Below are 26,424 nucleotides of genomic sequence, written 5' to 3'. Positions count from 1 at the left end.
TTGTTTATGAATTAGCAGAGCGATAACTTAATTGCACAAATGAGTGCCCAATTTCACCTGGCATTGGCGGATTTAGTTTTCTAATACCAACCTCGGCAGTGTGTACAAACGGATAATTTTTAACCACTCTGTCTAAAATACTTTTAACAACTGTTTCGAGCATTTTGCGGGTGTTTTTCATTTCATCCAAAATAATGTTGTTCAAAATCTCATAGTTTACAGTTCTTTCCAGATTTTCTGTATCCGTATTCGGTGTAAATGTAACCACTACATCAACCATAAAATAGATACCTGTAAGTTGTTCTTCAGGGTAATAGCCATGAAATGCATAACATTTAACATCTCTTAGTGCAACAGTCTGTATATAGTTTTGAACACCGGTCATTTGACGAAATTAAATTTTTTATCTGTTATAACCAGCCCTTGCCCGAAATTATTACCTTTGGAATAATAGCTGATTGTGCAACCAAATATAGTGGAAACAATGAATAAATCTGCCAAGAAAGACCTTTACGAAGCTCCCGACTATTATTTACTTGACGAATTACTTTCTGAAGAACATAAATTGATCCGGTCTACTGTTAGAGATTGGGTTAAAAAGGAATTAAGCCCAATAATTGAAGATTATGCGCAAAGAGCGGAATTCCCGAAACAGGTTATTAAAGGGCTAGGAGAAATAGGAGCTTTTGGCCCTACCATCCCAGTTGAATATGGAGGCGCTGGCCTTGATTATACTGCATATGGGATTATTATGCAGGAAATAGAGCGGGGCGATTCTGGTATTAGGTCTACCGCTTCTGTACAAGGCTCGTTGGTTATGTATCCTATTTTTGCTTACGGCACAGAAGAACAACGCAAAAAATACCTGCCTAAACTTGCCACCGGAGAGCTGATGGGTTGTTTTGGATTAACAGAGCCAGATCATGGTTCTAATCCGGGTGGCATGGTAACCAACATTAAAGATAATGGAAGCCACTATTTATTAAATGGTGCAAAAATGTGGATTTCTAATGCTCCATTTGCTGACATAGCAGTTGTCTGGGCTAAAGATGAATCAGGAAAAATAAGAGGAATGGTTGTGGAACGGGGCATGGAAGGCTTTACAACCCCTGAAACGCACGGGAAATGGAGCTTAAGGGCTTCTGCAACAGGTGAATTGGTATTTGATAACGTTAAGGTTCCTAAAGAAAATATTTTTCCTGAAATAAGTGGATTAAAAGGTCCATTAGGTTGCCTAAATCAGGCACGTTATGGTATTGCATGGGGTGCTTTGGGTGCTGCTATGGATTGCTATGATACTGCCTTACGCTATTCTAAAGAACGTGTTCAGTTTGGCAAACCGATTGGCGGATTTCAGCTACAGCAAAAAAAACTAGCCGAAATGATTACCGAAATAACTAAAGGTCAATTATTAGTTTGGCGCTTAGGTACATTAAAAAGTGAAAACAGGGCTACATCTGAACAGATTTCTATGGCAAAAAGAAACAGTGTAGAAATTGCTTTAGATATTGCACGTAATGCCCGACAAATGCTTGGCGGTATGGGAATTACAGGTGAATATTCAATTATGAGACACATGATGAATCTGGAATCTGTAGTAACTTACGAGGGAACCCATGATATTCATTTATTAATTACAGGAATGGATGTAACGGGCATAAATGCATTTAAATAATTATGTAAATTAGCGCTTCTCAACTCTTTATATTTTAATTATGCCGCTCTTAACACTTCGTAAATCTTTAAGGATACTTTTACCTTTATTGTTTGTTTTATTGGTTATTTCAGTAAATAGCTATGGACAAGGGAAAGGCTTTTCTGTAAATAAAACTGAACCTTCATGGTTAGTAAAAATTGTAGAAAAAAAGGTTAAAACTCCATTAAAAGATGTTTCTGATGGGTACTATTTGTCGCTCTATGAAAACCAAAATCATGTAGAACGCAAAGAGGAATTTGTTCATATAATAAGAGAGATTGTTTCTGATGCCGGAGTTCAAAATGGTTCTCAAATCTCCATTAGCTATGCTCCTGATTATCAAAAACTCATTTTTCATAAGGTAGTTGTCTGGCGAAATAATATCCCTCAGGACCAATTATCTGCAAGTAAATTTAAAATCCTGCAATCCGAAAAAGAGCTTTCAAGATTTATTTACAATGGAACTTATGAAGCCTTTTTACTACTGGATGATGTAAGAAAAGGTGATAGAATTGAGTTTTCTTATTCGTTACAAGGTGATAATCCAATATTCGGCAAAAAGTTTTCGTCAACAGTTTATTTAGAAGGCCAAACCAGCATAAGCCATGTTTATACCAATATAATTTTTGATAAAAACAGATCGCTCAATACAAAGAATTTTGCCGGGGCCGATGCACCAAAGGTTACTGTAAAAGACAATCTTAAGTTTTATGAATGGGAAAGTACACTAACTAAAACTCATCGTGGAGTTGATTTTGAGCCGTCATGGTATAATCCTTTAAAAAGATCTCAGGTAAGCGAATATAAAAACTGGAATGAGGTAGTTGAATGGGGCTTGGCTATAAATGATTACTCTGATTTAAAAACTCCGCTTGTTGACAAAAAGGTAGCAGAATTAAAATCAAAAGCCGGTAACGATAAAAAGAAATACATTGAATTGGCCACCAGGTTTGTTCAGGATGAAATCAGATACATGGGAATTGAAATAGGCCCTTACTCCCATCGCCCCAATTCTCCTGAAAACATATTAAAACAAAGGTATGGCGACTGCAAGGATAAATCGTTACTGCTTGTTCATTTGTTAAAAGCAATGGACATTAAAGGGTATATGGCCTATGTGGATACTTATTTAAGGGATAAAACCACTGATTTTTTACCTAGTCCTTTTATTTTTAACCACGTAATTGTAATGGTTGAATACGACTATTTTAAAACCTGGATTGACCCAACCATCTCTTATCAACGTGGATCATTTGATAATTTCTATTCTCCTGATTACGGCAATGCACTTGTACTTAAAAAGAATGTAAATAGCCTGGAGAAAATAGAAAGCAATCCGGCAGGTAAAATAATTTCTGATCTTGATTTTATTTTAGCTGATACTACAGAAAACGCTATAACACAACTGCTGATAAAAACCACTTATACAGATAATTATGCAGATAACATCAGAGCGGAAATAGCTGCGTCTGGCACTGATGGTGCAGAAAAGAATTACCTTGAATACTATACTAAGTTGTATCCTGAAATTGAATTGAAGGATGCGCTTAAATATGTAGATGATGAAGAGAACAATACCGTAGAAATTACTGAAAGTTATCAGATTAATAATGCCTGGGCAGACAGTAACGATGGAAATGATAAGCAATTCTATTTTTATGGCGACTTGATACAGCATGAACTTAGAAGTATTAAAGGGAGTAAAAGAATTGCCCCGTTGGCAATGTCAAATCATGTAAATATTCAGCAAAGGATATCTATTACAATGCCTTATGACGCAGACCTCGGAACAGAGTCTTTTAAAATCGAAAATGATAAGTATTATTTTGAGCTTTACCGGTTTCAGCGAGGTCGTAAGGCAACATTCGATTACACTTTTCGTACAATGACCGGCGTTATTGAACCCGATGAGGTTAAAAACTACATAAAGGAAAGTAAAAAAATTACTGAATATTTAACTTATCATGTTAACCGTAAGGCATCTGCCCTCTCTGCAGGTGGTTCTGGTGTAAACGCTATTGCTGTTATTCCTTTTATTATAGCTACTATAATTACGGGGTTCTTTGCCTTGCGCTTTTATCGTAAAAGTTCAGACTTTGATATTGAAAAAATCGCATATGCCAGTAATATTAATGGCTGGCTGGTATTTCTGGGAATGAGAGTTGTTTACTTACCATTCATGATGTTATTAAGTCCGATAATTTTAGGTCTTTTTGGTAATGATTTTTGGATCAGAATGGGCGCCTTCGGTTCATCACAATGGATTGTAAGAGGCTTATTCCTTATTGAAGGAGTTTTTTACGGCTTTATGTTTGCATATAGTATTTATTGTGCGCTGCTATTCTTTAACAGACGATCCAGTTTTCCTAAACAATTCATTATCCTTTCTATTTCACATACGGGATTTCTTATCTTTGACCTTGCCATTGGTTTTTACGTGGAGTATATATCAGGAACAGCTTCAGCAAGCATCAAAGAAGTTCCGCGCGTAATTTGGGCCTTGGTAATTATAACTGCCTGGATCTGGTACTTATTGAAGTCTGAAAAGGTAAAAGAAACTTTTGTATTTACTTACCCTAAGACCAAATGGGAATGGGCATTGGCAGAATATTACAGTGAACAATATAAGCCAAAAACAACTGTTTTACAGGAACCTGAATATAATGCTAATCAGGAAGTAATAACAGAAACAAATGAGCCGGCAAGTGTTGAATCTGAAAAACCGCGAGAATAATTATGAAGACATATAAAAAATACACTTACCTGCCTGCCCCGCCTGAAGAGGTTTATTGGGCATTAACAAAGGCGCAAAGCATACAATTGTGGACCGGTGCTGAGGTTGAATTTACAGAAGAAGCCAATACTGAATTTTCTTTTTGGGAAGGTGATATTACCGGCAAAAACATTGAATTTGACTATGGTAAAAAAATAGTTCAGCAATGGTATTTTGGCGAAGATAATGAGCCATCAATAGTAACTATTAAACTACACGAAGATAAAAAGGGAACTTCGCTGGAATTTGTTCAAACGAATATTCCCGATGAGGACTTTAAGGATTTTACCGAAGGTATTGAAGAGTACTATTTAGGTGGTCTGATTGACTTTTTTGAGGAATAAAATTTCTAAAACAAAAAGCCCATATTACTACATATGGGCTTTTTAAGTATTGTTACACTGAATTTTAAATATCCGTATTATAAACAGACACAATATTTTCTCTTAAATTGTAATGCGAAGCCATTACCTCACCGTAAGCACCAGTGCTATTTAAAGCAATAAGATCTCCACGAAGTGTTGTTGGCAATTCTACCTCTTTACCAAAACAATCTGTGCTTTCACAAATAGGGCCAACAACATCATACTTTACAGCATCTGCTTCAGCTAATTTTGAAATATTAGATATTTTATGATATGCCTGGTAAAGTGCCGGTCTCATCAACTCTGTCATTCCTGCATCAAGAATAATAAAGTTCTTTTTCTTCCCATTCTTTACATACAATACTTTACTTATCAAAGATGAAGATTGCCCTACCAAGGCACGGCCCAATTCAAAATGAACTTCCTGATTTGATCTGACATTTAGAAACTCCGAGAATATTTTGAAGTAGGCACCGAAGTCAGGAATCTGTTGTTCCGGATTATGATAATCAATACCCAAACCACCACCAACGTTTAATACTTTTACGGTAAATCCTCTTTCTTCAAACCATGCTGCAAATTCATTTACACGTACACAAAGATTTTTATATACATCAAGATTAGTTATCTGAGAACCAATATGGAAATGAATGCCAAGAAACTCCAGGTTAGCTGATTTCTTTAAAGTCTCGGCACACAATGGCAAATCCCATGAGTTTATACCAAACTTATTCTCATCCAAACCTGTGGTAATGTTATGATGCGTGTGTGCATCTACGTTAGGATTAATCCGAATAGCTACCCTGGCCTTTTTGTTTTTCTTACCGGCTAATTCATTTATAACTTCAAGCTCCTGAATAGATTCTACATTAAAACAGAAGATATCGTTATCCAAAGCCCCATTAATTTCTTTATCAGATTTACCAACACCGGCAAAAACTACCTGATTCTTTTTAAAACCAACTTCTATCGCTTTGCTTACTTCACCTCCACTAACACAATCAGCTCCAAAGCCTGTATCCTTAATTTTTTCTAAAACCCGCTCATTGAAGTTTGCCTTCATGGCATAGTGCACATGAAAATTATATAACTTAGCGGCATCAGCACAAGTACTAAGCGTTTTTTGCAGCAAAGTAAGATCGTAGAAATAGAAAGGTGTTTCTAAATTTGCGAAGTGCGATATATCTTTATCAGAAAACATAATGTTTAAATATCTTTTTATAATTGTAATTATTGTTTTGAGCCTGATCTACTTAGGCAATCATTTTGACTATAAAAAGCAGAAGATCAGTAGAAAAGAGTACGAAAGAAGAAATCGTCTCTTCATCGCACTCGTTTTCATTATAGCTGGTATTATCTTTTGGCTTAGAAGAAGATAATTATTCAAATAAGCGGTTATGTAAGCTTTTTAAAGCTTCAGTTTTATCATCAGTGTTAATCAACAACGAAATGTTATAGTTGCTACCACCATACGATATCATGCGTACGGGAATGTGTTTAATTGAATCTAGCACACGAGCCGCATACCCATGTTTCTCTGCACTAAAATCGCCCACTACACAAACTATCGATTGATTGTTATCCACTTCAACACTTCCAAAATCATGTAGCTCTTCAATAATTTTATCAAGATTGTCTGTGAAATCAACAGTTACTGAAACAGCTACTTCAGAAGTAGTGATCATATCTATTGGTGTTTTATAACGCTCAAAGATCTCAAAAACACGACGTAAGAAACCATAAGCCAATAACATTCTGCTCGATTGGATCTTAATTGCAGTGATGCCATCTTTAGCGGCAATAGATTTTATCTTGCCCTTTTCACTGTCATTAGTAATCAAAGTACCAGAAGCCGATGGCTCCATTGTGTTCAATAGCCTTACCGGAATTTTATATTTTTGAGCAGGAAAAACAGATTGTGGGTGTAATATCTTAGCACCAAAGTAAGCCAACTCAGCAGCCTCATCAAATGAAAGCTGAGAAATAGGTTTAGTTCCTTTAACTATTCTTGGATCATTATTGTGCATACCATCAATATCGGTCCATATCTGAACTTCTTCAGCTAAAATGGCCGCACCAATCAGCGATGCAGTATAATCACTTCCGCCACGTCTAAGGTTATCTACTTCGCCAAAGCTGTTTCTGCAAATAAACCCTTGTGTAATAAACAGTTTATTTCCTTTATTTTGATCTAATATTGGTTGTAAGTGCTTGGTTGTAAAAGGAACATCAGGTTCATTGTCCTCATCAGTTTTCATAAAATCCAAAGCAGGAAGCAATACAGATGGAACGCCTATCGATTTAAGATAGATATGATATAATGTGGTTGATAATAACTCGCCTTGTGCAAGTACTACTTTTTCCTCAATCGGTGTAAAAAGATCGTTTACCAATGTTTCAAGGAAGTTAAAGTGATAATTTACCACTTCCTGGCCTTGTTCGCGAAAATCACCTTCTACTAAAAGCTCGGCTACAAATTCATTATATTTTTGATGTAATGCGTTAATAAGACTTAACGCAGCCTGTTTATCTTCCTTTAAAAGTTTGGCTGAAATTTCCACTAAACTGTTCGTTGTGCCAGACACTGCTGAAAGCACTACAATTTGTTCTTCTGCCGGATTAATGATATCCAGCAATTTTTTCATCCGCTCAGGGCTTCCTACAGAAGTTCCTCCAAACTTTAATATTCTCATAATTTTATAAATTGTTTTTTGGTAATAACCCCATCAGTAAAATTCTGATGGTTTCATTATTAGTTATTTAGATTTTAAAGGTTAATATTATTTCAATCAAATTGGTTATATACTTATATTAGGGCGTGAAATTAAAGAAAAGGGAGCTAATAATCATGATATTGACAAAATAAAATTTGGAATATTATAAGAATTACATTTCTCAAGTAAAACTTAACGAGTATATTACTGTTTTTCATTACGATATCTAAAAAACACATCATAAACTATGCAATTAGAAGCAGCTACATTAAATACCATAAACGAATGGCTTAATGGCAATTACGACGAAAAAACTAAGCTGGAAATACAGCAGTTGCTAGATAAAGAAGCTTTTACTGAGCTTACTGATTCATTTTACAGAAGCCTGGAATTTGGTACAGGCGGTTTACGCGGAATAATGGGCGCAGGATCTAACAGGATCAATAAATACACAATTGGAACTGCAACACAAGGTTTAGCTAACTATCTTCAAAAAAAATATCCGGGAGAAAAGGTAAAAGTTGCCATTGCTCACGATAGTAGGAATAATTCTGATTATTTTGCAAAGATCACTGCTGATGTGTTTTCGGCAAATGGAATACATGTTTATTTCTTTAAAGCACTGAGACCTACGCCAGAATTATCTTTCGCTATCCGCGAATTGGGCTGCCGAAGCGGTGTAATGCTTACTGCTTCTCATAATCCAAAAGAGTATAACGGTTATAAGGCATATGGTGCAGATGGCGGACAATTTACCGCACCTGATGATACCCTTGTAATGGACGAAGTTGCCAATATTAAAAGTATTGATGAGGTTAAATTTGATCGTATTGACAGTAATATAGAACTTATTGGAGAAGATATTGATCAGCTTTATCTGGATAAAATCACTGAACTTTCAGTATCACCTGAAGCTATTGCCCGCCAAAAAGATCTTAAAATTGTATACTCTCCTATTCATGGTACAGGAATTACTTTGGTTCCTAAAGCACTTGAACAATTCGGTTTTACAAATTTAACGCTGGTTGAAGAGCAAAGTACTCCTGATGGTAACTTCCCAACCGTTGTATATCCAAACCCGGAAGAAAAAGAGGCCTTAACACTAGCACTTAAAAAAGCTCAGGAAATAGATGCTGATCTTGTTCTGGCAACAGATCCTGATGCCGATCGTGTTGGTATTGCGGTTAAAAACAATGATGGTGAATTTGTGCTCCTAAACGGAAACCAAACAGGTAGCTTATTGATCAATTATCTGTTAAGTGCCTGGGAAGAAAAAGGTAAACTTACCGGAGAGCAGTATATTGTTAAAACTATTGTAACATCAAATTTAATAGAAACAATAGCTAAGGCTAAGAATGTTACTTATTACAATACCTTAACAGGTTTTAAATGGATTGGTCAATTAATGACAAATCTTGAAGGAAAGAAAACGTTTATAGGTGGTGGCGAAGAGAGCTACGGTTACCTTATAGGGGAACTAGTAAGAGATAAAGATGCTGTTGTATCATGTGCTTTTATTGCAGAAATGACTGCTTTTTACAAAGATAAAGGCAGTAGTTTATATAACGCTATGCTTGATATGTATGTGCAGTATGGTTTGTATAAAGAAGAATTGGTATCTATAACCAAAAAAGGAAAAACAGGTGCTGAAGAAATTAAAGCAATGATGGAGAAATTCAGAAACAATCCTCCTGTTACACTTGGTGGTTCTAAAGTTGCAACCTTAAAAGACTATGAATTGGGTGTAGAAACAGATCTTATCGCAAATCAAAAGAAACAATTGGAGCTACCTAAATCAGATGTACTTCAATTTATTACTGAAGATGGAAGTATTATCTCGGCCAGACCATCAGGTACCGAGCCTAAAATTAAATTCTACTGCAGTGTAAATGCACCACTTAAAGATAAGGCTAGTTTTAAAGCAGCTGATGCTGAGTTAAGTGCCAAAGTAAAAGCTATAATGAATGATTTAGAGGTTTGATAACCTCTAAATCATCTTTTTATAAATTTAGGTTGAAGTATAATTTTACTTACTTCTCTTTTTGTTAACGTATTATTGGCCGATGCAAGTTCATTTAAAAGTACATCAATGATCTTCTCGGCCATATCTTCAATAGGCTGATCTACAACACTAATAGGCGGTGTATGTAATTTAAATACATCGTGATCATCGTAAGCTACAATACTAAAATCATCATTGATTTCCTTGTTTATAGTTTTTAGAACCAACAAACCTTTAATTGCCAGGTAGTTGGTAGAGAATAACACCGCATCAATTTCAGGGTTCTTTTCAAATAACAACATTAACTGAGCATTGGTATTATCGTCAGTACTGTCAAATGGTATTTCTGTATAAATATCCTTATTAAACTTAATACCATTATCCTGAAGCGCTTTTTCGTACCCTAAAAAACGATTGTTTATCTGGTCTACGTGCAAATCTACAGTAACAAAGGCTATGTTCTTTTTACCGCTATCAATAAGATGTTTTGTGGCAATGTAAGTACCATTAAAGTTGTCTACAACCACACAATTAACATCTATGTCAGGCAAGTTCCTATCGAATATCACCAGAGGAATACGCTCTGTAAGCAATTGTTTAATCTCAGCTTCAATGCCAGGTACAGGAGCAATAATGTAAGCATCAACCTGCCTCGACTTAAACATTTCTATAAGCTCCTTAGCCTTAACCGGGTCATTCTCAGTACTGGAATAGCTAATTTTATATCCTCTTTTATAAGCCTTATCTTCAATTTTTCTGGCAATACTGGCAAAGAAAGGGTTCGAGATGTCCTCTACTATTAGTCCAATAGTTTGCGTATTTCCGGTTCTTAAACTTCTTGCTACCTGGTTTGGTTTAAAATCAAACTCTTTAATTATGGTGTTAACCTTTTCAATAACCCCTTTACTGATGCGCATTTGCTCAGCTTTGCCATTCAGAATAAAAGAAACAGTAGTGATAGATACATTAGCCTTACTGGCAATGTCTTTTATTGATGCTGGTTTCATCTTACCTGTCCCTCACCTTTAACAATCCATTTCTCGGTAACTAGTTTTTCAAGAGCAAAAGGCCCCCTTGCATGTAGTTTTTGAGTAGATATGCCAATTTCAGCACCTAAACCAAAAACTTGTCCGTCTGTAAATCTGGTCGAAGCATTTAAGTAAACCACAGCAGCGTCAACCTGGTTCAAAAACAACTCAGTTTTTACAGCATCCTGGGTAATAATGGCCTCAGAGTGTTTCGAAGAGAATTTTGCAATATGGTCTAAAGCTTCATCTGTACTATCTACAAGCTTTACAGAACATTTAAAATCAAGAAATTCCCTTCCAAAATCTTCAGGTTCAGCTTTATTAATTAGTGGATAGTTTTGCTCTTTTAATATTTCATAAGAATCCTCATCCGCAAATATCTCTACATTATATCCAGCTAATAAAGGAGCCAGTATTTTCAGAAAAGGCTTGGCAATTTTTCTATCAACCAATACAGTATCAAGCGCATTGCAAACAGATGGTCTGGATACCTTTGCATTTACAACTATTTTAGCAGCATCTTCAAGCCTGGCCGATTGCTCTACATAAGTATGGCAAACCCCTGCTCCTGTTTCTATTACAGGTACTAAAGCGTTTTTGCGAACAAATTCGATAAGCTGATTAGAGCCGCGAGGGATAATTACATCAATGTATTTTTCTGCAGTTAAAATATCTAATATGTACTTTCTTTCAGCCGGAAGCTGCTGTACAATATTTACATCGAGGTACTTTTCTGCAAGCACCTGCTGAATTAATGAAACAACAAACAGGTTTGTATGGTAAGCATCCTGCCCGCCTCTTAGCAAGCAAACATTTCCAGATCTGATGCATAAAGCAGCAACATCAAGCGTAACGTTTGGTCTCGATTCGTAAATAACACCTACAACGCCAAGTGGAACTGTTCTTTTTTGAATGAAAAGACCATTCTCAATCGTTTTTTCAGAAAGAATCTTATTGGTAGGATCTTCCAGATTGGAAACGTCAACCAGGCTTTTGCTAAGCTCAGTAATTCGGTTGGCATTTAATAGGAGACGATCTTTTTTGGGGTCAGCATCAGACATTCTCTCCAGATCTTTTAAATTCTCTGCAATGATATCCTCTTTTCTCTCAGAAATAATCTCTGCAATCCGGATGATTATATCTTGCCTGTCCTTATCACTGAGCGCTGCTATAGATTTCTTAGCATTTTGTGCACTGATTAACTGGTCTTCTATCGATTCCATTATCATATTATAATATTACAATATCACTGGCATTGGCTATCTCCAGGTTATGTTGTTTAGAGTTTTTGCTAATTGTATCAGACGAAACTTTTGCAAGGGCCACAGCTACAATGTTATTTGCTTCGTCACTAATTTCAAATATTTCACCGCTATCAAAGTTTACCTCAATAGATTTTACACCAACAGCAAGTAAGCTTTTTCTTTTCTTTATTGCTTCGCTGGCGCCGGCATCAACCATAAGTCGGCCAGTTACCAGGCTTCCGCTTGCAAGCCATTTATTTCTTGCAGAAATTGAGCAGTTTTTTGGCATACAAACAGTACCCGACTCTCCATTTGCTGCTTTTAATATACCATCTGGTGTTCTAACCCCAAAAATAACAACCTTAATCCCCATAGTAGAGGCAAGATTTGCAAAAGTTAGTTTAGAGATCATACCACCCAAACCAACGCCCGACGTATTTTTGTTTGCTAAAGAGAATACATCCTTGTTAATAGACTCAATTTTATCAACTACATTTCCTTCTTTATCCAAAACGCCTGGTACAGATGTGCCTAAAAGGATAAGTGAAGCACCAAAACCAACCCCTAATAAGGTAGCAAGTTCATCGTTGTCAGAGAATTTTAACTCCAGATTACTCACCACATCATTTTCATTAGCAATTGGTATCACACCGTTTTTCCATAGTTCCTCATAAGTCTCCTTTAATTGCAAAAACTGTGTACGATGAGAAAAATGCTGTCTTTCGCATAAACTTTGCGCAATAGAAATATTGTAGGGCTTAAAATGTTTTGAATATGTACTTAACAACAAAGGATTGCCTATTGATGCAGCGGCTTTTCGTTCGCTAATTTTGCCTTTATAGTTTTTTATATATTTTTTTCCGGCTGCAACAGCGCCCGATGAAACCAATATTAAGTGATGATTATGAGCAAGTTCTGCAACCTGCCGGGTTATATCTGCAATTATTGCCTCATCAATCTCACCTTTGGCAGTAGTAATAGAGGCAGAACCTAATTTCAAAACAAGTATAGACTTGGTCATTGTGGTTGTTAATAGTTTGTTTAGCTCGAAAAGTCGAAAATAGATAAATTACTGCGTATCTCGTAACTATAGAATAAAAAAATCCTCCAATTTATTAAATAAAGAGGAGGATTTCAGGAAATAAGTTTATCTAAAAGTTCATTTAGGCCAATGTGGCTTCCAGGCTAATCTCTACATTGTAAGCTTTACTTACCGGGCATGTAGCTTTTGAACCTGCAGCAATTTCCTGGAACTTAGCATCGTCAATTCCAGGGATTTCAGCTTTTAATACCAGATGAGAGGTGGTAATAACACCATTATCTAAAGTAACAGTAGCTTTAGTTTCAAGAGAAGTAGGATTATATCCTGCCTCAGTTAAGTCTAAGCTTAGCTTCATGGTAAAACATCCGGCATGCGCTGCAGCCATCAATTCCTCAGGATTGGTGCCAATACCATCGGCAAAGCGACTGTTAAATGAATATTGTGTTTTATCAAGTACTTTACTGTCAGTAGTTAAATGGCCAGAGCCTTCTTTAATAGTGCCATTCCAAACGGCAGTTGCATTACGTTTCATTTCAATTAATTAAGGTGATTAATAGATTTGTTTATTTTGTTTTATCGCGGTTCCTGTTCAATTTGATCTTAATCTTTCCGTCTTCACCATCCGTTGCAAGTAAATGTAACACAATTCCCTTCATTCTGCGTGCTCTTTTTTCATCTTTATCTGTTATGTCAGCATCCTTTTTAGGGTTTCTTAACGGTATATCTAATGTAATATTAGTTCCGGTAGACATGGAGTATATTCCTGCTATATCCATATTAAGCAGGCTAGAGTTAATTTGCATTGGGTTTATTGTAATTTTTTGCCCCCGTACATCAAACTTTCCGTTTAGGTTAGTAAATGTAATGTTATCCAGATCCCGGAACGGGAAAGCAAATTTACCCACGTTTTTTATAGGGTCAAAACTTAGCAGGGCTCCTTTTTTTAAATTAAAAGCGATGCTGCCATATAATGAATTCGGAAGCAGATTGCCTTTATCGCTAATAACGCCCGATATATTGGTAGTAGAAAAAAGATAGCCCTTTAAGTTTTTGGATGTTAGTGTTTTCATCCCAAAGTTATTAAAGGAGTAAAAGAAGTTCTTAATATCAACATTAGTAATCACGGTATTAAGTTTAAAATTGTTGGTACTTCCCTTTTGTGCTATGCTTCCATTTAAAGAAACCGACCCACCTGAATGTTTTACGCTCACGTTTTTAATGGCTATACCATTTTCTGTAAGCAGCAGATCTGCATTTGCATTTGTGGCCAGGAATTTACTGTAGTAAATTTTATCGACCTTAATGTTCATATTAACCTGACTCTTTTCGAAAAGTTCATTTAAATTTTCAGAAAAATTACTCTGCCTGGTTCTTTTTTTTGCCTTTGGCTTTCGGGTACCAAGGAAACCAATAAACTCGCCCAAATGGATTTCAGGACTTCTGATTTTCCAGTTTAAAAGTATTTTTTCAGGATCGGTATAATAAAGGTTTAAGAAATTCCCGACTGACCCTTCCATAAACACTACACTTTTACCACTTTGCAGTCGTATATTTTTAATGTAAAGATCGTGATCTGTAAAGTTTAATGAAATGGCTGTATTCTTAAAATTCACTTTACGCGGAACATAGCTTACATCGGCATTTTGAATATCTACCAAGCCTTTAACATAAGGCTTTGTAAGCTGAAAATCAACAATGTCTGCTCGATAGGCAAGTTTAACATTTGCAGTTCCTTTACCAAATTTAAGCATCTCCTCTCCTATAATGTTATTGAGTTTAGCAATTTCAAACTGGGATTTGAATATGCCGGTTGCAATTGGTTTATTCAGGTTATTGATAAAAGCAGTGTCTATAGAAAATGGTATCTGAGCGTAGCTTCCTTTAAAATTAAACAGTTTAATGGCCGAGTTTTCGTCGCTTATACCTTTGCCGCTGATGTAGCTATTGGTAAATTGGCCTGTAAAACTACAGTTGTCCACCACTCCTCCGGGCGTTGTTAGTGTATTGTCCTTTACCAGTGCTTTAACATTTATCGAGGGGTCGCCCCCTGGCCCCATATTACCTCCTAATGTACAATAAACATGTATTGGCTGCTTAAGATCGAACATGTTGAGCTTAGCGGTAATATTGGGTGCCAGCAAAGCTGATGCATCGCGCCACAGTATATTTTTTGTTTCTATGTTAATGGTAAATTCCGTGTTCTCTTTAGAGGTATCAAACTTAGCCCCGATTATAAAAGGATCATTGCCGATGTTTAATGTATTCGGAGCTACTTGTACAATCCCTGAATTGTCATTGTAGCTAACCTTAAAAGGGCCTTCCAAAAGCTTGTCTTTAATAAAGCTTCCTCTTCTGGTATTAAATGCAAGGCTTTTTGCCAGTGTTTTAAGTTTAAGTTCAGCATCCCAGCCACCTAATAGCGGACAATCTATATTACCTTTTAAATCATAAATTTCAAATTGGAATAGTTTGTGGCCTTTTTTGTTATCTACCACAAAACTGACGTTGTTTAATGTGAATTTTCGTATTTCAGGTGATGATGATTCGCTATCATCTTTCTTTTTGGTTTTGTCTTTTTTTCTGAATATAGCAGTATTACTATAGCCGTTACTATCTGTAAACAGATAAATGGCTGCATCATTAATACCTATCTTTTTAATTTCTACAGTTCCTTTTAATAGTGATAGGGTGTTTACAGAAACCTCGAGCTCTTTGGCATCTAAAAGCGTATGCTGATGGTTTTTCCATAAACTATCCCTCATAGTCACTTTTAGTAACTTAATAGAAACACCGGGAAAACCACGTAAAAAAGTTGGTTCCATGCTACCTATTGTAAGTGTTCCATTAAGGTTTTTATTAAGTTTTTGGGTAATAGTTTGCAATAGGCTCTCTTTATTTGAATTAACATATAAAGCAAGAGCAGAGAAGATTATAAGTATCAACCCTATAAGGATACCTATTACTTTGAGTGTTATTTTAGACCAGCGCGGCATTTTTCTGTTTATAGTCAAACGTATTAAATATAAAGATTGTTTTTATAAACTAGGCACTTTGGTTTGCATTGTATCTTCTTTAGCCATGGCTTTAACCTGCTTAGTAGTTGACCCATAAGCACCCAAAGGCAGAACAAAGGCTACCCCATGCAAAAAGTCAAATATTAATATTTAGCACTAATTAATTTTTAAGCTAAAAACTGCTTAATTATCAAATAAAAACAATTTAGTTATTAATGTTAATAAATATTTTAAAAAGAATTTCTTCTTTTTTAAGATAATTTCATAAGTTCGATTATTGTTTTGTAACAAAAAAGATGTCATTAATCATAAAAAAAACTAAACAACTCAAATCTGAGATTTTGAGGGGGCTCTATTATGGTCACCAACTCTCACTTTTGGAGCTGAGTAAACTCACAAAAAAAAGTCTGCCTCTGGTTACTGCGGTTGTTAATGAATTAATAGACGAACGCTTTGTTATTGAAGAAGGTTTAGCGCCTTCTACAGGTGGCAGAAGACCATCAATGTACCTGATAAATCCTGAGAAAAAGCAGTATATAGTGGCTGTGGCTGTTGACCAGTTGACTGCGAGGATGGTAATTTACGACTTTAACAAAAGTATTGTATTTCCTTTAGTATCAACAAGTATCAAATTATCAGAGGATAAGGAAGACATTGGTAATTTGATTGATTTTATTAAAAAGAATATTGAAAATTCTGGCCTGAATGCCAATCATATTATTGGTATCGGAATTGGAATGCCAGGTTTCATAAACGATGAGAAGAATATCTACCCTTCTGTTATCAGTAATAATTTAAACACCAACCTTAAAAAATACTTAACCCAACAATTTAAATTTCCGGTCTATATCGATAATGATTCAAGCTTAATTGCTTTTGCGGAGTTAAAATTTGGGAAAGGCAGAGATAAAAAAAACATACTTGTTCTCAATATTGGCTGGGGAACTGGGTTAGGAATGATCATAAATGGTGTTCCGTACAGGGGGAATAGTGGCTATGGTGGTGAGTTTAGCCACATCCCCCTTTCTCAAAGCAACGACTTGTGCTCGTGCGGTAAACGTGGCTGCATTGAAGTGGAAACTTCGTTGGTAGTTATGGCCAATAAAGCAAAAATAGCGCTTGATAGTGGCGCAAAATCAAGTTTAGAATGGCTGTTTAATGATACAAGTAAACAGCCTGGAGATCATTTTCTTGATGCGGCAAGCCAGGGAGATCCACTGGCTGTTTCCATCTTGTCTGACGCTGCTTTTCAGTTAGGCAAAGGTGTGGTTATGCTATTACATATTCTAAATCCCGAGAAACTAATTTTAAGCGGAAGGGGTGCAATTGCAGGGAAGATGTTCCTTCCTCCTATTCAACAAGCAATAAATGAATATTGCATACTTAAAATAGCCGAACAAACAACAATTGAAGTTTCAGATATAGCCAGTTATGCTGAACTGTTAGGAGCAGCAGCATTGGTTGTAGAGCATTACCATTTTTAGTAAGGAATGGTGATAATCACACATTGAACAATAACTGAAATCCCTAATTTTTTATAATATATAACTAACCTAAATGTTTAATCAAATCTTAAAAAAATGAAACAAATTTACTTAAGGTGTTTGACAGTGCTGTTATTTAGCCTAATAACAATTGCTGCCTATGCGCAAAAGAAAGTTACCGGAACGGTAACTGAAGATTCCGGATCTCCTATTCCAGGAGTAAGTGTCTTTGAAAAGGGGACGAACAACGGTATTACCACAGATGGTAGTGGAAAATTCTCCTTAAATGTATCTAACAATGCTGTGTTAGTAATAAGATACATCGGTTTCCTAACAAAAGAGGTAGAAGTAGGAACAAGTACTAATATGACTATTAAGCTTCAGGCTGATGACAAGGCACTTGAAGAAGTAGTAATTACTGGTCTTGGTGAAACTCGTGATAAAAGGAATCTTGGTTATGCAATGAATCAAATTGGTGGGGAACAAATCCGTGCGGCAAAAACCATAAATCCAATTTCTGCCTTGCAAGGATTGGTACCAGGACTTGTAGTTATGCCTGGTCAAGGTGGGCCTCAATCGACTCCTAAATTCCAAATTCGTGGTGCATCTAGTTTGTATAGTGGAGAAAACACTCCGCTTATAGTAATTGATGGAATTATGTTATCTGATGATGTTGTACTTCCAAGTAGAGGTGGTGAGCAAGACTTTGGTAACGTACTTAAAAATATCAATCCAGATGATATCGAAAGTATGTCTGTACTAAAGGGTGGATCTGTTACTGCATTATATGGTAGTAGAGCTAGTAATGGTGTTATTTTGATTACTACTAAAAAAGGTTATTCACAAAAGGGCTTAGGTTTTTCTTTTAGTCATGATGAAACATTCGATAAAGCTTATGCCCTTCCTGATATGCAGAAAGAATATGGTTCAGGTTTTACACCTACCGACTTTGTTAAAACGTCTAACGGTATGAACCAAATTAATCCAGCTTCATACGGTTTTAGCTTTGGTCCAAAGCTAGACGGTTCAACCGTTCTGGATGTTGATGGAGAACGACAAATTAAAAACAGTGTTTTAAATAATCCTTTATCACTTTATCAAACTGGTCGTTATATTAATAACAACATAGCTATGCAAGGTGGAAATGAAAAAACTACATTCCGTTTTTCTTATGCTAATAACTTCAGTAAAGGTATCAGCCCTAACAACAAACTTGACAGACATACATTTAATTTGAGGGGAACTCAAAGACTTGCTGATGCTATATTTGTTGATGGAACTGTGAGTTATTCTAATACCAGAGGGTTTAATCCTCAAAGATTATCTGGAGACAACAGTTTGATTTATGGTCTTACCTGGGGATATCCTACAAATTTCGATCTTGACTATTGGAGTAAGCAATATCTAGATCCAATTAACGGAGGAAGAAGTACTAATGACCCATTTGGTACTAACAATTTATTTTTCATGTTAAATGAGTTTAGTCAACTCCAAAGTGAAAATAACTTTAGAGGTGCATTAAATGCTAAGGTTAATTTTACTAAATGGTTGCAACTAGAAACAAATGCTGCCTTAAACTGGTATAATACAAATAGAGAAGTTAGGGAGTTGGGAACTGGTGTTGGTTTTGCCGGTGGTTACTATGGTTCAGAAATGAGGAACTTTTTTGATTCAAGATATCGTGCCAATTTAAATCTAAATCATACTGTAAATGATTTTGATTTATTCCTTCAGGGTGGTGCTGAGTTAACTCGTTCACAAGTAAAAAGTGCAAGCTTTAATAGTAGAGGTGGTTTAAGAATACCTCGTCAATTTAGGTTAAGCAATTCAATTCAAGATCCTCAGGTGTATGAAGGTGCACCAAATATAGCTCAGATATTTGCTACATATGGACAGGGAACTGTTACTTACAAGCAATGGCTTACGTTGAACTTGTATGCTAGAAATGAGTGGAATTCAACACTTGTTTATTCAAACGGGACTGGAAACTACAGTTATTTCTACCCGGGAGCTGATGCTGCATTTGTATTCACCGATGCATTTAAGTTACCAGAGTTTTTTAATTTTGGTAAACTTCGTGCCTCTTACTCAATCACTGGTGGAGGAACAGATGTTTATAGAGCTAATGCCGGATATTACGTTAGAAGCGGAAATTATGCTCCTATAACAGGAGGAGATGGTATTGAGCAATATGGATTCGAAAACTCAACTTTAGGAGAGCTTAACCTTAAACCGCTTAGAACTTTCAGTAAGGAAATTGGTTTTGAACTAAAAATGTTGCAGAAGAGATTGGGTATTGATTTCACTGTCTATAAAAAGAATACTAAAAATCAAATCATTGGTTTAGGAACTTCAATAGAGAGCGGTGTTTCAAGTCAATTAATTAATAGTGGAAATACACAGGATTGGGGTATAGAATTAAGCTTATCAGGTACTCCTATTAAAACAAAAACTGGTTTTTCATGGGATACCTATTTTAATTACACTTTAAACAGAACAAAAATTATTTCATTAGCACCAGGTGTTACTACGGTTCAGTTAAGTGGTGGCGATGGTATCAGAACAATAGCTCAAGTTGGCGGCGAGTATTCTACAATGGTTGCAGCCTATGGCTATGCTAAATATCAGGCAAGAGATGCAAGTGGTAAACCTATTGATGACCCTAATAACGGTAAAAAGGTCTTAACTACAGCCGGTTCGGGTGGAGCTGTCTATGTTAGAGCATCTAACTATGCAAATGGATTGAAAAATGAAAGTCAGATTGGGTCAACCCTTCCAAAGTTTTATGGAAGCGTTAGAAACATATTCAATTACAAAGACTTTTCATTGAGTACTCTTATTGATGCTAAATTTGGCGGATATGTATTCTCTGATACTTATTACTATGGAAGTCAGACAGGTAACTTGAAAAACACATTGTTAGGTCGTACTCCACAAACTGGTGGTACTGAATATACTGATGCTGATGGTGTTAAGCAAGTTGGGGTAGTATTGGATGGTGTTTTTGCTCAGGGAACTAAAATAAATGGTGTTGATGTTGGTGGAATGACTCATCAGGAAACCATTGATAAAGGAATGAGAATTCCTACAATTACCTGGAGATACTATAATAACTCTAATGGATGGAGTGCTGGTATTCGTGAAAGAGGTGCATTTAAATCATCATGGGTTGCTGTAAGAGACATTACATTAGGTTACGATTTACCTAAAAGCTTTGCTGCGAAAATAAAAATGAATGGAATTCGTGTAAACGTTAGTGCCAGAAACGTAGGTTTCTTGTACAATAATGCACCTGACAACATTAATATTAATGACTTTACTGGTACTGGTGCCGGTGATGCATTTTTAGGTGGTGGTACTCCTTATGTAAGAACCTTTGGGTTTGGTATTAATGGTAGTTTTTAATTCATTGTTTGACAAAATTGACTAAAATATTATGAAATATTTAAAATATAAAGTTGGCATAACGCTAACATCTTGTGCGCTGCTCCTGGTAAGTTCTTGTAGTAAAGAGAAATTTGCTGAGTACAACACAAATCCGGATTTGGTAGGTGTAATAGCCCCTGCCCCTCTTTTTACTAAGGCAATTACTAATTGGCATGATGATAGTTTTGAAGCTTTTTATGAGCAATACAGAGGTATTTCTAGATGGACTCGTCAGCTCGTAGGAGTTGCCGGTAACTCTATTACTATTACAGATCCAATAGGAAACATTAACAACAGATACGGAAGATTCTTTTCTAGTTCCGGACCTCTATTGGTAGATGTTCAAAAAACAATTGAAAAGCTTCCTGCTGATCAAGTGCCACGTTATGCCTATATGAGTTCTATTGCTGAAATCATGAAGGTTTACGAAGCTTGGTTTGTAACTGACGGTAATGGAAGCATTCCATATACCCAAGCGTTTCAAGCACGTTACGGTGGTACTCTTACCCCAACTTATGATACACAGGAGCAGTTATATGATATTTTCGACAAATCTTTAAAGGCAGCTGTTACTACATTAAAGGCCACTCAACCTGTTGAACAAGTGAGTTTTGGTAACAACGACTTATATTTTCAAGGAAAAATTACTAACTGGATAAAAGTAGCTACAAGTCTTCGTCTTAGAATAGCTAGCCGCCTTTCGAAAAGAAATCCTGCGAAACTTAAAGAAATAGCACTAGAAATTCTAGCCAACCCTACAGATCTTATTTCATCTCCAGATGAAGATTGGTCATTAAAGGCCGGTTCTTTATTCATCGGTACCGGAAACTGGGATATAACTGCTTCAGGAGCCTATGGAGCTCATCATTCTGTTGATTTTATGTACAGAAACAATGATCCACGATTAAAACTTTTCTATTTACCAAACTCATGGACTTTAGACAGATTTAATCAGGCTAAAACTCAAGGAAAAATAGCTGCAAACGCAGTGTATGATTCAAGACGTTATTATGGACAGTATACCAGTCCTGATGCTTCTACAGATCCTACTAAAGCTGCATTCTTTAGCCCGGTAGTGATTAAAGACGGCACAAACAACGTTAATTTGGATACTGTATCGCAAGTTCAGAACAGAATGTGGGCTCCTCAGCTTAATAACGGTAAAGGTGCAGCTACTTTGTTAATTTTAACTTATGCTGATGTTTGCTTTATCAGAGCGGAATTAGCTGCTACAGGTGTAACCTCAGAAAGTGCGTCTGAATGGTATTATAAAGGTATCGACGCGTCTATAACTACTTATGATAGAATGGCAAAGGCTGCTGCTTTAGAGGACTATACAGCATTGGATAATAACGCTGTTACTGCTTACAAAGCAATGCCGGAAATTGTTTACAATCCAGCAACAGGTTTACAACAAATTTGTGTTCAGCAGTATTTAAATTTTTATAAAAACTTTAATGAGAGCTGGGCATTATTGAAAAGGACTGGATTGCCAAATAAAACAACATCTTTAGTAGTTGAAGATTTTGTTGTATCTGGTCAGGTTCAGGCAATTCCTAGGCGTTTTGTTATCAATTTCCCAGTAGCGGGAGATCCTAATTTTAATAATAAACAAACTGCTATAACTGAAATGGCAAAAGATCCTGGTTTTGGTCAGGCTACAGATGCAAAAGGCAGAGTTTGGTGGGATATGCCATAATTATTATTTAATTTTATGTTTATTAAATGGCCGGTTATACCGGCCATTTTTAATTAAAGTTGTTACTTTAATGATTTTTAGCGTATGATGAAATTTTACATTGCTGTATTACTATTACTGATAAAGACATCTTTTACTTTTGGACAAAAGGAAACTTTCTTTAAAAATGTAGCCCCAATAATTTATAATAAATGTGCACCATGTCACCGTCCGGGTGAAGCCGCACCATTCAATTTAATTTCTTATGAAGACGTAGTAAAGCGTGCTTCTTTTATTAAAGATGTAATTAATACTGGTTATATGCCACCATGGCGAGCTGACAGCCATTATACCTCATCCTCTTTTTCGAATGTAAGAATGTTAACTGCTGCTGAAAAAAAAACAATCAATAATTGGATTGATAGTAAAATGCCAAAGGGACATGAAATAAAATCCACAACGGATATACTGAATAAATATCATGAAGGTACCAGATATAGCAGGCAGCCAGATGCTGTGCTTAGCGTTAGTAAGCCATTTCAGGTTAAAGGTGATAATGCAGAGCGCTTTATTGTTTTTAAAATTCCATTTGAATTTGACAAGGCTCAGAATGTTGAGGCTATAGAATTTATTTCAAAAAATAAAAAAGTAATTCATCATGCTAATTTTGCTATTTATGATGTGCCTGATGCTATTTCTACAACCTCACAACCTGATTTTATTAATAATACAGTAGGTGAATCTGATGAGTCACAAATAGCTTATGCTCCGTTAAAAACTAATATGGTTTATTATGGTGGCTGGATTCCTGGCACTGGTTATGAGTCTTACCCAAAGGATATTGGATGGACTATGCCAAAACGCGGAGTAATATTACTAACTATTCACTATGCTCCTGTTGGCAAGGATGAAATAGATTTATCTGGTGTAAACTTCTTTTTCACTACGACTCCAATTAAGAGGGTTATTGATGTTATTAATTTCGGATCAGGCGGCGTAGCCGAAGAGGAAATCACACCATATTTTATGATTCCAGCCGATAGCGTTAGGAAATTTACGCTTGTGGTTAGTAATCCTGAGAAGCAATCAATAATAGCAGTATGGCCGCACATGCATTTATTGGGTAAAAGCTTTAAGGCATATGCAATTACACCTCAAAAAGACACTCTGAAACTTATTTCGATACCTGATTGGGATTTTAACTGGCAGGAACTGTACACCTACAAAAAGCCAATTATTGTACCCGAGGGATCGCGCCTGATTGTTGAGGCAGTTTACGACAATACCAAGAATAATCCGAAGAATCCCTCAAATCCACCAAAAATGGTTTTTGGTGGAGGTGAGATGAAAACAAAGGATGAAATGATGACGATGTTGTTGCTTTATCTTCCGTATAAAGAAGATGATGAAAACTTGAATCTGGAAGATCAAAAATAAGCCCAAGGGCTTATTTGATCTTCCAACTATAATCATAATAACCGGCAACTTTCACTTCATCTATTCCTGATTTAAGCATATCTAAGTGATACACCATATAATCAGGAAACCCGCTTCCTCCTGCAAAGTACTGATTAGCCAGGGCTGCATTCATACCTTTTATACCACTTCCGGCTATTACAGATACAGTATTTGAACTGGTATTTTTTATTGGCCATACAAAATATGCTGCCAGATCATCTCCTGTAAGCGTTTCTTTTCCTACTTTAATTGTATTACGGCTTACTTGCACAGGGCAATCTTTTAATAGAGGTTTCCATGCTAAATTAGTGTCCTCATTACCATATATAACTATGTTTCTGTCTTTGTAAGCACTAGTCGAATACTCCTTGTCTGCTATAATATCTACTGCGCCATTGCCCCTGTAATACCACGTTTCGGCATCAAAGCGAGCCTTGTTTACGCTCCATTCATTCTCTTCTTTAGTTCCGGCTGTGCTATATACAAAAACCATCTTTTTATTAAAACCGTCTTTGAATGTACCATATCTGTGTGGTCCTTTTTCAGATAAACCAGGTGCAGAGGTGATGTTCCATTTATTGCCTTCTTTTAGCAAGTAGATTTCATCTGTTGTACTTTTGGTTGTATAATTAACAGGGTCCAGGCTATCAATGGTAATGGTAATGTTTTTATTGGCGCTAAAGTCTTTTAGATCTATCTTCAAAAGCCTTACGTTTTGTGAGCTTCCAGTAATATTACCTGCATTAATATTTCTTTTAAATTGAATTCTACTGTATTGAAGCGGGGCTGTTTGTTGATGAACAGTGGCCCAATAATAAGAAGATGAAATACCAGGGCTAGCAGTAGTAAAATCAATGGTATTAACTCCTGTATCAATAGGTTTGCTGTGCCATTTAAAGTATTCAAAAAGCGGATTCCAATCTACACTTTCATTTCCGTACCAGTGGGATCCATTAGGATATTCGTAATAACTAAAATCCTGATGGAAGTCTGCTAAAGTCTTTTTCATTGATCGTGCGTAATTAACAGATACGGTACGATCGGCATCTCCGTGAAGTATATAAATACCAAATGATTTATAGTTGTTTTTAAGTTTAAATACATCGCTTTGGTTACTTGCGCTGAGTAGCACATTGCCTATGGCCGACGAGCTGCTGTCTGGAATTAATCCATCAGCAGAACCATACCCTTTTAGTGTTGGGTAACCCGCGCAAGGTGCGATAGCAGCCCATTTATCAGGATAAGTTGCTCCTAAAAACCAGGTGCCATGCCCTCCCATTGAGTGTCCGGTAAGGTAGATGTGCTGAGGATTCGGCTTAAACTTATCCTTTGCCAGCTGTAAAACTTCCAGTGCGTCCAGCCTTCCCCAATCTTCCCAGTTAAAGCCTCTTGGCCTCCTGTTTGTTGGAGCTACAAGATTTCCCCAGTCTTTGGATTGATACGCTCTTGCCTGACCAATTGCTTCTACTCCCGCCCCATGAACAGAAAAGAACAGTGCTGAACCTGGTTCATTTGCCCCTATTTTAGGTGCTACTGCATAATATTGAAGACTACCATCAATATTACTAATAAATGTATTCATGTACTTTTCTGAAGATGGATCGGCTACCTCCAATGCTATATTGGTTTCATCAAGGGTTCTATTTCCATCTGTTAAATTGAGCTTGAAACTGGTTTTGGAATTACCGGTTATAGCTTCCGTGTTTAATCTGAAGATTACTTTTCTGGTTGACATTGCAGGAATTGAAGGCAATGTTGTGATCGTTTCTTTTCCTTCCAGATTGCTTTTTATCTTATAGTTCTTTAATTCCTTACTGGTTGAATTGATTACAACAATGGCTCCAAGTAAGTTGTTGTTTTTATCTCCTTTAACAATGCTTGGTAGCGTTGCATCTTCCGTATTTAAATGAACTGGTTTGTTATTGAAAAATAGATTTGCTGATAGATTTTGGCCACGTACATAAAATTCATTCAAGCCTTTTTTTAAGTTCACTGGAATATACATCCAACCAGATGAATACGGATCGCCGGCATGAATAACACCATTTACAAAAACAGCGCTATTGCCTTTAATATTTAGTAAGGCAGTTTTTTCTTGATCAGAATTATAGGTCAGATACAAATAGCCTCCGTTAAATGATCTGCTTCTAAATCTGCCGGCTGTATCAGCCGAAATCTTAAGCCATTTTAATTCAGCTCCTGTACTGCTGTTGCCAAATACAGCATCAGGAACGGGTTGCTTAAGTGATTTGGTGAACAATTGATAGGCCAGCAAATCTGTGTAGAGAGCTTCTCTGCCATATCTGTGTACATTGTTTAGTAATAATCCTTCGGTAAATTTGTAAATGTTTTGAGCGAAGGTAATGTTAGTTAATAGTAATAATGGAAATAGAAATTTCCAACTAGGGCTTAGAGATTTTTTTTTCATTTTGAAAGGAGTTTCCGGTATTCTAAAATACTAAAAAACAGCCTTTAAAAAGCCTTTTCTCTATGTTTTAAA

At 36.2% G+C, this 26,424-nt stretch carries 17 protein-coding genes; 8 read left to right on the top strand and 9 right to left on the bottom strand.

From position 1 onward, the window contains the following. Positions 1-4: 4 nt before the first annotated feature. Complete coding sequence (locus CPT03_RS06890; RefSeq protein ID WP_099438155.1) at positions 5-385, bottom strand: dihydroneopterin aldolase; 381 nt, start codon at positions 383-385, stop codon at positions 5-7. Between the two features lie 99 nt (positions 386-484). Here CPT03_RS06890 and CPT03_RS06885 point away from each other — a divergent pair, with 99 nt between their 5' ends. The 3 genes from CPT03_RS06885 to CPT03_RS06875 are packed head-to-tail and all read left to right on the top strand — an operon-like array spanning position 485 to position 4,813. After that, the gene (locus CPT03_RS06885) at positions 485-1,675 is read left to right on the top strand and encodes an acyl-CoA dehydrogenase family protein (RefSeq protein WP_099438154.1); all 1,191 of its coding nucleotides are present in this window, start codon (positions 485-487) and stop codon (positions 1,673-1,675) included. A 40-nt stretch (positions 1,676-1,715) separates the two neighbouring features. After that, the gene (locus CPT03_RS06880) at positions 1,716-4,430 is read left to right on the top strand and encodes a DUF3857 domain-containing protein (RefSeq protein WP_099438153.1); all 2,715 of its coding nucleotides are present in this window, start codon (positions 1,716-1,718) and stop codon (positions 4,428-4,430) included. Positions 4,431-4,432: 2 nt separating this feature from the next. Beyond that, on the top strand, positions 4,433-4,813 hold the full coding sequence (locus tag CPT03_RS06875; protein ID WP_099438152.1) for an SRPBCC domain-containing protein: 381 nt from the start codon (positions 4,433-4,435) through the stop codon (positions 4,811-4,813). Between the two features lie 64 nt (positions 4,814-4,877). On the opposite strand, the gene lysA is transcribed toward CPT03_RS06875, so the two are convergent. Together lysA and CPT03_RS06865 are read right to left on the bottom strand one after the other, a co-directional pair. Next, positions 4,878-6,035: a diaminopimelate decarboxylase gene (lysA, locus tag CPT03_RS06870; protein ID WP_099438151.1), complete on the bottom strand. Its 1,158-nt coding sequence runs from the start codon at positions 6,033-6,035 to the stop codon at positions 4,878-4,880. A gap of 178 nt (positions 6,036-6,213) precedes the next feature. Next, complete coding sequence (locus tag CPT03_RS06865; protein ID WP_099438150.1) at positions 6,214-7,527, bottom strand: aspartate kinase; 1,314 nt, start codon at positions 7,525-7,527, stop codon at positions 6,214-6,216. 268 nt (positions 7,528-7,795) lie between these two features. Between CPT03_RS06865 and CPT03_RS06860 the strand changes: the two genes are divergently transcribed. Beyond that, positions 7,796-9,529: a phospho-sugar mutase gene (locus CPT03_RS06860; protein ID WP_099438149.1), complete on the top strand. Its 1,734-nt coding sequence runs from the start codon at positions 7,796-7,798 to the stop codon at positions 9,527-9,529. 11 nt (positions 9,530-9,540) lie between these two features. Here CPT03_RS06860 and CPT03_RS06855 read toward each other — a convergent pair whose 3' ends face one another. The 5 genes from CPT03_RS06855 to CPT03_RS06835 form a co-directional block, all read right to left on the bottom strand. Further along, complete coding sequence (locus CPT03_RS06855; protein WP_099438148.1) at positions 9,541-10,557, bottom strand: LacI family DNA-binding transcriptional regulator; 1,017 nt, start codon at positions 10,555-10,557, stop codon at positions 9,541-9,543. Next, on the bottom strand, positions 10,554-11,801 hold the full coding sequence (locus CPT03_RS06850) for a glutamate-5-semialdehyde dehydrogenase (RefSeq protein WP_099441035.1): 1,248 nt from the start codon (positions 11,799-11,801) through the stop codon (positions 10,554-10,556). The genes CPT03_RS06855 and CPT03_RS06850 overlap by 4 nt, the downstream gene beginning before the upstream one ends. A 7-nt stretch (positions 11,802-11,808) precedes the next feature. Beyond that, positions 11,809-12,843 carry a glutamate 5-kinase gene (gene proB, locus CPT03_RS06845; RefSeq protein WP_099438147.1) on the bottom strand — a complete coding sequence of 345 codons (1,035 nt, stop codon included), beginning with the start codon at positions 12,841-12,843 and terminating at the stop codon, positions 11,809-11,811. A gap of 142 nt (positions 12,844-12,985) precedes the next feature. Beyond that, positions 12,986-13,396, bottom strand: a complete 411-nt coding sequence (locus tag CPT03_RS06840; RefSeq protein ID WP_099438146.1) for an OsmC family protein — start codon at positions 13,394-13,396, stop codon at positions 12,986-12,988. A gap of 31 nt (positions 13,397-13,427) precedes the next feature. After that, positions 13,428-15,857, bottom strand: coding sequence for an AsmA-like C-terminal region-containing protein (locus CPT03_RS06835; protein WP_099438145.1), 2,430 nt, complete (start codon positions 15,855-15,857; stop codon positions 13,428-13,430). Between the two features lie 317 nt (positions 15,858-16,174). Here CPT03_RS06835 and CPT03_RS06830 point away from each other — a divergent pair, with 317 nt between their 5' ends. From CPT03_RS06830 to CPT03_RS06815, 4 genes are all read left to right on the top strand, one after another. Further along, positions 16,175-17,362 carry an ROK family protein gene (locus CPT03_RS06830; protein WP_099438144.1) on the top strand — a complete coding sequence of 396 codons (1,188 nt, stop codon included), beginning with the start codon at positions 16,175-16,177 and terminating at the stop codon, positions 17,360-17,362. Between the two features lie 96 nt (positions 17,363-17,458). After that, positions 17,459-20,767: a SusC/RagA family TonB-linked outer membrane protein gene (locus CPT03_RS06825; protein ID WP_099438143.1), complete on the top strand. Its 3,309-nt coding sequence runs from the start codon at positions 17,459-17,461 to the stop codon at positions 20,765-20,767. Between the two features lie 31 nt (positions 20,768-20,798). Further along, on the top strand, positions 20,799-22,487 hold the full coding sequence (locus tag CPT03_RS06820) for a SusD/RagB family nutrient-binding outer membrane lipoprotein (protein WP_099438142.1): 1,689 nt from the start codon (positions 20,799-20,801) through the stop codon (positions 22,485-22,487). A gap of 84 nt (positions 22,488-22,571) precedes the next feature. Next, the gene (locus tag CPT03_RS06815) at positions 22,572-23,903 is read left to right on the top strand and encodes a cytochrome c (RefSeq protein WP_216641615.1); all 1,332 of its coding nucleotides are present in this window, start codon (positions 22,572-22,574) and stop codon (positions 23,901-23,903) included. A 10-nt stretch (positions 23,904-23,913) separates the two neighbouring features. On the opposite strand, the gene CPT03_RS06810 is transcribed toward CPT03_RS06815, so the two are convergent. Further along, complete coding sequence (locus CPT03_RS06810) at positions 23,914-26,352, bottom strand: alpha/beta hydrolase-fold protein (RefSeq protein ID WP_099438140.1); 2,439 nt, start codon at positions 26,350-26,352, stop codon at positions 23,914-23,916. Positions 26,353-26,424 lie beyond the last annotated feature (72 nt).

Source organism: Pedobacter ginsengisoli (genome assembly GCF_002736205.1).
GTDB lineage: Bacteria > Bacteroidota > Bacteroidia > Sphingobacteriales > Sphingobacteriaceae > Pedobacter > Pedobacter ginsengisoli_A.
This window is presented reverse-complemented; position numbering and strand designations above follow the sequence as displayed.